The organism is Providencia sp. PROV076 (assembly GCF_028483405.1).
GTDB classification, from domain to species: Bacteria; Pseudomonadota; Gammaproteobacteria; order Enterobacterales; family Enterobacteriaceae; genus Providencia; species Providencia huaxiensis.
The window spans coordinates 1-8,689 of the sequence record NZ_JAMPRR010000048.1 but is presented as its reverse complement, the minus strand read 5'-3'; the positions used below and the strand labels follow the sequence as shown (position 1 = coordinate 8,689).

The 8,689-nt window shown below is 48.2% G+C and carries 12 protein-coding genes and 1 pseudogene; 8 read left to right on the top strand and 5 right to left on the bottom strand.

Annotated elements, in window-relative coordinates:
- From PSF67_RS21550 to PSF67_RS21530, 5 genes are all read right to left on the bottom strand, one after another.
- A partial coding sequence (locus tag PSF67_RS21550) for a FlhC family transcriptional regulator (RefSeq protein WP_272677598.1) occupies positions 1-491 on the bottom strand: 491 nt, incomplete at its 3' end.
- The gene (locus PSF67_RS21545) at positions 488-1,021 is read right to left on the bottom strand and encodes a hypothetical protein (protein ID WP_042847215.1); all 534 of its coding nucleotides are present in this window, start codon (positions 1,019-1,021) and stop codon (positions 488-490) included. The genes PSF67_RS21545 and PSF67_RS21550, both read right to left, overlap by 4 nt.
- Entirely contained in the window at positions 1,014-1,577 is a 564-nt protein-coding gene (locus PSF67_RS21540; protein WP_042847212.1) for a transglycosylase SLT domain-containing protein, read from the bottom strand. The genes PSF67_RS21545 and PSF67_RS21540 overlap by 8 nt, the downstream gene beginning before the upstream one ends.
- Positions 1,578-1,606: 29 nt before the next feature.
- On the bottom strand, positions 1,607-2,137 hold the full coding sequence (locus PSF67_RS21535) for a hypothetical protein (protein WP_237072363.1): 531 nt from the start codon (positions 2,135-2,137) through the stop codon (positions 1,607-1,609).
- A 16-nt stretch (positions 2,138-2,153) separates the two neighbouring features.
- Entirely contained in the window at positions 2,154-3,179 is a 1,026-nt protein-coding gene (locus tag PSF67_RS21530) for a ParM/StbA family protein (protein ID WP_042847207.1), read from the bottom strand.
- 1,013 nt (positions 3,180-4,192) lie between these two features.
- On the opposite strand from PSF67_RS21530, the gene mobI reads away from it, so the two are divergent.
- The 8 genes and pseudogenes from mobI to PSF67_RS21490 all read left to right on the top strand — a co-directional run.
- Positions 4,193-4,624 (top strand): conjugative transfer protein MobI(A/C), encoded by a 432-nt coding sequence (gene mobI, locus PSF67_RS21525; RefSeq protein ID WP_042847206.1) that lies wholly within the window; start codon positions 4,193-4,195, stop codon positions 4,622-4,624.
- A 68-nt stretch (positions 4,625-4,692) separates the two neighbouring features.
- Positions 4,693-5,181 (top strand): hypothetical protein, encoded by a 489-nt coding sequence (locus PSF67_RS21520; protein WP_042847204.1) that lies wholly within the window; start codon positions 4,693-4,695, stop codon positions 5,179-5,181.
- Positions 5,182-6,064: 883 nt separating this feature from the next.
- Positions 6,065-6,247, top strand: coding sequence for a hypothetical protein (locus tag PSF67_RS21515; RefSeq protein ID WP_162762201.1), 183 nt, complete (start codon positions 6,065-6,067; stop codon positions 6,245-6,247).
- A gap of 116 nt (positions 6,248-6,363) precedes the next feature.
- Entirely contained in the window at positions 6,364-6,783 is a 420-nt protein-coding gene (locus PSF67_RS21510) for a hypothetical protein (RefSeq protein WP_144139060.1), read from the top strand.
- Between the two features lie 202 nt (positions 6,784-6,985).
- The gene (locus PSF67_RS21505; protein ID WP_042847195.1) at positions 6,986-7,282 is read left to right on the top strand and encodes a hypothetical protein; all 297 of its coding nucleotides are present in this window, start codon (positions 6,986-6,988) and stop codon (positions 7,280-7,282) included.
- 181 nt (positions 7,283-7,463) lie between these two features.
- Positions 7,464-7,721, top strand: a complete 258-nt coding sequence (gene yfaE, locus PSF67_RS21500; RefSeq protein ID WP_080750913.1) for a class I ribonucleotide reductase maintenance protein YfaE — start codon at positions 7,464-7,466, stop codon at positions 7,719-7,721.
- A gap of 205 nt (positions 7,722-7,926) precedes the next feature.
- The gene (locus tag PSF67_RS21495) at positions 7,927-8,304 is read left to right on the top strand and encodes a hypothetical protein (protein ID WP_042847192.1); all 378 of its coding nucleotides are present in this window, start codon (positions 7,927-7,929) and stop codon (positions 8,302-8,304) included.
- Between the two features lie 69 nt (positions 8,305-8,373).
- Positions 8,374-8,689, top strand: a pseudogene (locus PSF67_RS21490) (hypothetical protein); the annotation flags it as partial.

The following is an 8,689-nucleotide window of genomic DNA, read 5'->3' as shown; positions in this document are numbered from 1 at the left end:
GAACACTTATGCTTTTTATTCGAACGATCACCATCAAAGGGAGTGATAAAGGACATTTTACAATGTACGCATTTCACCATTCGGATCTCATCAGAACGGAAGTCACGCGCCAGTGTCCAGGCTTCGTTCGGATGAAGCATAACATCCGCCGCAATAGTCGGTCTGAATCGCATATTTAACTCGCGATACACTTCAAACGAATCGACCACTTCACTGATGTCATCCTGATTGCTAGGGTCCTTCGCGCGACGTAGATAGATGCTCATAAAGTTGGTTGCCTCCATCTTTTTTGGCTGCGAAGCCAAGAAGGTTTCCGACAGTTTCAAGCGTCCGATTGCCACTTCTTCCTGACCGAACTGTTTTTTCAAATGGTCAATGAGTCGGTCACTTGCATTAAGCGACGTGGTAATGATACGACGACGGAAGCCCAGTTTGACCATCCGCTGTGCCAAAGCAAAAATGTCTTCATCTTTTACGAGTGCGGCTTTCATAGATCTGTGCTCCAATGTTCAAAACGTAATTGCAAATAAGCTGGCAAAGTCATGTGCGGGTTATCACTGCCAAAAACAGAGCTCCACTCCCCAGAAGCGAGCTCCCGCAGCGAACGAACCGGTTTGATATACAGTTCGCCCTTGATGATGGCGTCAATGGTTTGACTATCGTCAAGCCGCTCAATGAAATTCAACGCTTCATCGGAGCCCAACCAGTAAAATGACTCGGCCAGCGTGCCGTTGAGAATTTTCACCCTGATGCTGTACACGAGAAGTGCAAGCCGAAGAATATAGGAGTCATGCCGGACGAAGTTATCCACTTCTGTAAGTTTGCGTCCAGGCATGTAGTCAACTATAAAAACAGGTACGTTGTATGATTTAACAGATTTTGTCAGCTGCGCTAGAAGGTCTTTGTCTTTTAACACTAAGCGATCATCTTCAGACAGAACAAACGGACTGCGGAAAAAAGATTGCGCGCGTGTTTCCAGTGAAGCAGCGCAGCTCAATAGCGATATGTTTTCATTAACCATTTTCAATCAGCCTCTTCCAGATTCTGAGCACATTCGTACCGTACCAACGCGCTTTGTCACGCAGTTCCGGGTTCGGAGTGTGATAACTACCTATTGCTAAAACGATGTCATCTGGGGAGTTTTTGATAGCGTTACATAACACTTTCGCGCCAACCCGAATGTTAGTGTCTACATCCAGAAGATCCTCTGGCTTGCTGACATACTTCCCGTTCCAGCGATAGTTGACCTGGGCGATACCGATATCGGTTACTTTAGATGCGGCTATGTAGCGCTTAAGCGCGCGCTTCGCATCTTCGTAGTTTTTTGGATAGTAGGCACCGTAAACTGCATTATTCAGTGCCCAAGGGCTTGGGGCGACATAACCGCCGCCACCGGCACGCTGTTTGCTTTCCCACAAAGCAACGGCGTATAAGAGATGCGGGTCCAGACCGCATTCATTCTTGGCATGTTTTTCCCATGCCGTTCCTTTCAAATCAACCACCCCAGCTTGTGCCGGGAGTATTTGAGATGAGAGGATTACTGCTGCCACACTGGCGCTTAACAGTAATTTACCCATTTTGTTTACCCCTAACCCAACAGAGTGGCTTAGCCTAAGCGGAACCGCTTACGCGGCAACGCGGTCTCTGTATGGATCGATTTTTCAGCGTTAACATAGGTATCCCTCTCAGTAGATTGAGTATCTACTGATACCGACAATGTATTTTCGCTTCCTGCCTCGCTCTTCATCAACACCGCCCCACGCGGCTCCGAAGACTCAATATTGCTTCCTGGTATAACGGATACTGCTTCTACTGCTTTTGATGCCAACGGCTGAGCTACTTGCTGCTTTGCTAACTCAGGTTGGTTTTCAGAATAAGACGATTGTAGACCGGTCCCCACCGGCGACGAAATATTCTGCCCTGTTTTTCCTCCTTTTGCCAATTTTTGTGAGCGCGGCTTCTCGCTTACCTTTCCTTTCTTGTAGATGTTGGGCGTTGCCTCACGCCCTAACCCTTCAAGATAAGCCCTGTTCGCCAGGGCAACCAGTGCGCTACTTCTTTTGCCTGGTGGACAGGACTCAAGGTACGCAGCGAGCTCGGGACAAAGAATGTCATTAATCGTCACCCGTAACTGCATTACGTATCCTTATCCGTTATTCGTCACCGTAGATGACGGTGTCAACGCCGTAGTTCCAGAAGCCAATTGCGTTGCTTGCGACCGGATTTGGGCTCGTTACAATACGGGCATTCTGGAACGCTTCGCGCACGGCCTGCTCATAATAAGGAGCTCCACCACCAGCGGTCACAATGATGTGAATAGCCCCTAACGCACGGACATTTTTGCGCAATTCTTTTACTACGCCACCAGCGATTTGCGGAATAACTTTGCTTAGCAGCGGTTTTACTTCAATGTGGCGGGCACCATTGAAGAACGAAGCCGCATCTTTGCGTAACGCAATTTCGACCATTTCAGGAAGATCATCACGCCGCTCATGCGGGTTTTCTTCATTGAGAGTGCGAACAATTCCTTCAATGATCGTGCTGGTGGCTTTCAGTGAAGAGCCGCTGGAGCCCATCACGCGGCTACCATTACTGAAGGCCACATAGTCCATCGAGAAAAAACCAGGGTCGATGACCAGAATATTAGATTCTGACAGTTCATCTTCACTGATAAAGCCTTCGCGGTTCGCGACATCGTTGATAACACCAACACCTTGCGGGATTACCATCACTTGCTTGACCGTCACTTTTGTGGACGGATTAATCGTGAATGTACCTGTCAACCTGGCGACCAACTTGGAGCGCTCGTTATCATCACTGGCGAGCCTTACAGGCAAACCAGTTACCAACAGGTCAATGGTGCTACCGACCTTCTCGGCAATTTTTGCCAACGAGCCAAAGTACAGCGCCAAGTACATTTCCGTGGTGTGATAACTGTCATGTAGTTCACGCCCATCTGGACGATCAGTAAATGCTCGCCACATGTTTCCGTTCGGGTAGACGGTGACTTCGTGGTCACGATTGCGCTTCACCAGATTTACATCCTCTTCTTCTTCCGTGGTGGCATACGCTGGGAAGATTGAGACGTCTGGTACAGAAGCAAAAGCATCGCCAGTCGCAATTTTGACGTTGCTATAACCAATGTCCACACCACATACGATCGCGTTTTTCTTACTCATTTGTTAACCTTTTATTAACACAATTACAGCTTGTGATACCCTTCCGTCCCCCCCATCCTTGCCACTTCATGCTGCTAACAAAGTGAGACAGTCGAGATATCACCCCGAAAAATTCGTTCGCCCCGAGACAATCGGAGCACATCATAGCCATTCGAAAATCACAAAACATCCTTTTTCATCGACAAAACGAGGACGAAAAAGGACATGATTTACGGCTATATTTAGCCAATTTTTAAGGCCAGATTTAGCCTTCATTCATGGCCTTTTTTATCCCTGATTTACGGCTAGATATGGCCGTAAATCAGGGCTATCGACTTAAAAATAATTCTTGTTTTTGGTACGGATTACCCCTCTCGTTTTATCATGGGGATAACCGCTGACGAAATTAACTAACCCAAATACAGGTCAGAAACTCACCGATTGAACCAAATTATTTTGAGTGGCAACACCTGCTAATCTTCATCTCTTTTCCACGATGTTTCGGCTGTTACCAGGATAGATTTTGATGGGACGATTTCGATCGCAAGCCGGAAAAGCGCCTCGTTTCGGGGACGAAAAACCTTGAGTTGATGTGCTGTTTTAGTGCTTAGTGTGCCTGGTGACTGGATTACGTAACGACTATTGAACTCTTATGCCTTTCTTTTCGCCATAAGAGTGTTAATCAAGGGAAATGCCACAAGATCACTCTGCTGCCATATTATATACGGGGTTAGTTAAAAGGCAGTGATTTAGCCTCTTTGCCCCCCAAAATCGCAGTCTTGCTCAAAAAGGTATTTTCATGTGTTCACCCAACAACTCTGATGCCTTTCTTTTCGCCATGAGAGTGCAAAAGAAGAGAAACAGTCCATGAGATCACTAAGGCGGCGTAATAATATTACCGCTTTTTTTGGGGGGGCTGAGTTTTTGAACCTATTTAGGGTGTTTTTGCTTTAGCCGGAAGAGATCTCATGTGGGGTAATAATAGGGGTTCCGTTTTTTTGGTCTTTTTGAATTTTTAAAGTGAGGGTAACTCTATGGATGTGGAAAGCTACATCAAGCATCTGGAGGAAAGCGTCAAAGCCTTGGACAGATCGGCTGATGTTTTGACTGCCGAAGCAACGACGCTGAGAGAAGATTTTTGGAAGCTGGCAACGGCCGGTGGTGAAAAAGCGCATTACTCATTCAACGTTGTTAAGCAGGGTCCATCCGTTCGGATCCGCTGGGCGAGGATGACTCCATTGCGAAAGGCGGGAGGGGAAATTGCAAGGGTGGTTCCGAAGTATTTGAAAGTGAACAAAGGGGAAAGCTATCCAGCGAAAGTTTTCACGGATGCTACACCCCGTGAATTGACGCTCATTGTTACTTACGAACCGCAGCTGAGTTTGATCCGTTCTGAGATGAAAAAGAACCGGGCAATTCGCCAGCTGTTATCCCGGCGGATAACAGAGAGTAGGAAGCAGCTTTAGCGTGGGGTTATAGCTGCGTAAACAAAACGACCGGTATGGTTAAAATCAACTCAAGAGGAATGTTGAGAATGTCTCACGAAAACGTTAACAGACACGCAACAATTGCAATCAGTGAAGTGTGCGCAAATTTCACCCGCAACCTGGGTACAAAACACGAAGAGTTACTTTGGGGACTAAAGGCGACCCATGAAGTTTTGGACGGTACTGTCGAAACGGTAATGACAATGGCGAATCACAAAAAGATCGCGGCCGTTAAGGTGTTGGCTGATACCAATAGTGATCTGGCTGCACTTGAAGTATTTGCGAAGGGTCTGCAACGCAACACTCTGGTGTATATCCATCATGCTGATGAATGGGATCAGGACGTTCTCTTGAAGGTGATGGCATTGTTCGGGGCGAGGGAATCGAAATGCATGCTGGGCTTCACTGAGCCTTCACGCTTGTGCTTCGGGATTTACATGTTCCTGGTCAGCTATCAAGTTGATGCTGAGAACAAGGTCTCCCGCTGGTCTCTCAATATGAGCGCGCCAATCCATGAGCTTGCCTCTATGAGCTAACTTAACGCATCGCCATAGCACATCTGAAGCCGGGCACCGTCCCGGTTTTTTACGCCTAATTTTAAACACGTCTCCCTCTGTAAAGTGAGCCTTCAGGCGATCAGTTAGTGAGCCTTTAGGCGACTCTCGGGCTTTCAACGGGCGCTGGGGTATCAAGAATGAATTCGGGATGGCCGGGTTTGTTTTTTTTGCGGTGACTATTTGCGATCGGGAAAGGTGGGAAGGTAAACGAAACAAGAAGGAGCGATTTTGTTTTTGTTTTGTTCTCGATGTGAATGTAATTCGGGTAAACAAAGTGAGAATGAGGTACGGAAATGGCGCTTTGTTTTTTCTCAGGGATTGCGGGCAATGATATGGGTGGGATTGTTTAGGGTGTTGAGTTAGAGCACTTCGCGGGTCGCGGATGGCGGGTTCAGTATGAGGTTTAGATGAGCAGGATGCCTCGAATGATTTTCCTCCGGGGGTTGTTGAGGGGTGTGAATGCATTTTGGATTTTTGGAGTGAGTTTCCTCCGGGGGTTTTGGGGTTTTTTACGGTTTATTCCACTGGGGGTGTTAACGGATTTGGTTTTGAGTCCGTCCCAAAACGGGCGCAAAACGAGGCCGATAACCTTTGCCTGATTTTTTTGGCTCCCGTACTCTTTGAGTCGTTTCTCGGGTGTGAAAGAGGGTTCAGCTTTCCACCCGGTTATTTGAGAAGGAAGCCCTGAGGGAGAGTTTTGGGGGTCCCCATAGTTCACGCTGTTGAAAAGTGTGGAGCCGAGCTTGTCGGATGCGGCGGAATTGCCACAGAGCGATCGGCGCAACGAGCATCTGGGGTGGGAGAGCGCACAGAGGTAGTTGCGTTGACGTTGAGCCTGGCGCTGGTGGATGAGATAGGTTTGGTGAAGTTACTTTGTGATTTCGCGGGCAAGGCATTCAGTGACGAAATTGGATACTCATCATTGGCTTCGTTAAGCAATTTCGTCACGGAGCGTATGGGTCTTAATATTCATCTGGTGATGTTGTGTCACAAGGTGGGTCACTCTGTCGGGGGCGAAGAAAGTGGCTTTATCGCGATTTGGTGATGAGGCTGGGCAGGGTTTTAAAGTTCTGAGTTTTGCTCTCGTTATCCGTGGGGGATGTCGAGGGCTCAAGTGATTGGATTGGCCGATCACGAACTAACAATCAACGAGGGGTAAGCATGAGCATCGAAGCGGCAAAGGCACCGAGTGAGTCTGGATTGTTTGGCACTAAAATACCGGCACCGGGATCTCTGTACTGGTTTAACGTATCGTTACTGTTTCTGGTTGTGGCGGGGATGAATGCCCTGGCTGATGGAGCGTTTCCGAGCCTGTTTATCTGTTTCGCTTTATTTGGTTGCGCGGTGTATGGGTGGCTAAGGCCATTGACAAACGGAGAGCAACGTTTGGTATCCGTTCCTGGTTTTCTGTGTTACGCCGGTTGCATGTGGGCGATCATGAACATTCAGCAGCATGTACTGCATGAACCAATTGGGTTTACTGGAACCATGTGTGTGGTGTTGAGCTCGTTCGTCGGGTTCTATCTGGGTCGCTATACCCGGATTGGGCGTTTCTCGTTGAAGCCTCTGACCGAGGAATAACGCGAGCAATATGCTGGATTTGAAACCGCCTTCACTTGGGCGGTTTTTTCATTTTGGGAACCGTGAACAGGAAAATAACTTGTTGTTCTCCTGTGAGGGGTTGGCCGAGAGAATCGCTGGCAAGTTGTGTTAATCCCGCTTTGTCGGAGGGTGCTTGGTGGTAGGATTGACCACAGACAAGAAAACGACACAGGAGAAGCGTATGGAGTTGGCAGGCAAGGTAAAAACGGCAAATGGTTATGCGCATGTTTCAGTGGAAGCGAGCTTCAGCCGATCGGTACATGGTGAACAAGTAGAGTTTCTGGTTACCCGCTCCATGAATGACCATCACCTGGTGGTCACCCATAAGCTGTCTGGCCGCATGGTGTGCCCGATCGACTTCCTGGCAACGGCATTGGAAGGGGCTGAGTTAGCGGGCCGTAAAGCGCTGGACTCGTTCTTGTTTGGTGTTGGGGAAAAACGTTTTATCGACGCCGTGAGTCGCTCCACGGCGTCGTAAAGTAGATCGGAGAAGGATCGGGATCCCTTCTCATTCGCCATGAAAACGTCTCAGGGCGACTTTTTGATTTAAATCCACATACGATTGCACTGGAAACAAAGAAACGCCTCTGGGAGCCGCTGAGGCGTTTTTAGCACATTTTAAGATCCCTTGGTTCAGTATCACTACATAGGGTGGAATTATGTCTGGGTGTATCCATGCAGTACATAGCAAAAAGCGGATTGAAGCCACCAGCGACGTGAGTACCATCCTCGAACGACTGGAGTCAGTAGGCATTGTGGTTGAGTATCAGTGCCGGGAAGGTTACTGCGGTTCGTGCCGAGTGTCTTTACTGGCCGGTACGGTGGAGTATGTGACTAAGCCCCTGGCCTTTGTGAATCCAGGCGAAGTGTTGCCTTGTTGTTGTCGTCCCCGAACTGACGTTGAGCTGGATATCTAATCGCTTCCGTCTGTTCCGTTCGATAATTCATACACGATATGATTAAGCGCCACCAGCAACAGTGGCGTTTTTTTCTGGTATCTCTCATACGTAATCAAGCGCTCTCACTTACCCAAAAAAGACGTTCTACTGTGGCCGCTCGCTATTCGTCAGCCAAATGCACCGTGCTAGCTTTGTTTTAAGATTAACAACCGGAGTATTTACGATGGCACTCTACGACCCCTCTCAAGGTGTTCTCCTTTCCATCCGGGATGACCGCTTCAGTACCATTCGCCCAATCATGCGCCCAGTAGTTCTATTGGTCATTGCGGTGCTGGTGGTAAAGCTGTCTATGTGGATTAACGACGGCAGTTCCTCTATGCCGATGACATCACTCCCAGCCATTTCCTTCTCGCTGATCGGTAGTGGGGTATTGGTATTTGCTCTCTTTGTTATGCGTATACAGCGGCGTGCTCGCTATCACCTCTATCTCGATTCCATTCTGGAGGAACAAATCACATTGCAGGCCGGTGACATGGATGCTGATTCTCAAAGAGAGATTGAGGCCTGGCAACAAATTCAGAAGAGCAAAATCAGTCAGTAAGCAGTAAAGACCCGTTACAAGTTGGCTTTAAAATCTGCGCGTTAAAGCGTTTATGAAATCGGAGAGAAGATGACTTTGCCGAAGTACACTAAACAGCAGCTTGAATTCCTTCAGGCAGATACGTCTGGTAATTTGACTGTGTTGGAGCGGTCGCTGGTGGCGCAGTTGTTGGCAGCTATGCACGTACAAGTAAAACAAGGCTCCGCCCCGGATTGGATACTGACCCACAGCGGGAAACGTTTTTCGTTCCAAGATATCAACCCTGATGCGATTAATATTGAGGATATCGCGACGGCTCTGTCCAATATCTGTCGTTTTACCGGTCACCTGGATCAGCATTACAGCGTGGCTCAGCATTGCGTGCTGGTCAGCCATTTGGTTGAAC

Excerpts from the sequence above, each read along its gene's own strand:
- PSF67_RS21545 (WP_042847215.1), bottom strand. The coding sequence starts at position 1,021 with ATGGTTAATGAAAACATATCGCTATTGAGCTGCGCTGCTTCACTGGAA.
- PSF67_RS21540 (WP_042847212.1), bottom strand. The coding sequence starts at position 1,577 with ATGGGTAAATTACTGTTAAGCGCCAGTGTGGCAGCAGTAATCCTCTCA.
- PSF67_RS21535 (WP_237072363.1), bottom strand. The coding sequence starts at position 2,137 with ATGCAGTTACGGGTGACGATTAATGACATTCTTTGTCCCGAGCTCGCT.
- PSF67_RS21530 (WP_042847207.1), bottom strand. The coding sequence starts at position 3,179 with ATGAGTAAGAAAAACGCGATCGTATGTGGTGTGGACATTGGTTATAGC.
- mobI (WP_042847206.1), top strand. The coding sequence starts at position 4,193 with ATGGATGTGGAAAGCTACATCAAGCATCTGGAGGAAAGCGTCAAAGCC.
- PSF67_RS21520 (WP_042847204.1), top strand. The coding sequence starts at position 4,693 with ATGTCTCACGAAAACGTTAACAGACACGCAACAATTGCAATCAGTGAA.
- PSF67_RS21510 (WP_144139060.1), top strand. The coding sequence starts at position 6,364 with ATGAGCATCGAAGCGGCAAAGGCACCGAGTGAGTCTGGATTGTTTGGC.
- PSF67_RS21505 (WP_042847195.1), top strand. The coding sequence starts at position 6,986 with ATGGAGTTGGCAGGCAAGGTAAAAACGGCAAATGGTTATGCGCATGTT.
- yfaE (WP_080750913.1), top strand. The coding sequence starts at position 7,464 with ATGTCTGGGTGTATCCATGCAGTACATAGCAAAAAGCGGATTGAAGCC.
- PSF67_RS21495 (WP_042847192.1), top strand. The coding sequence starts at position 7,927 with ATGGCACTCTACGACCCCTCTCAAGGTGTTCTCCTTTCCATCCGGGAT.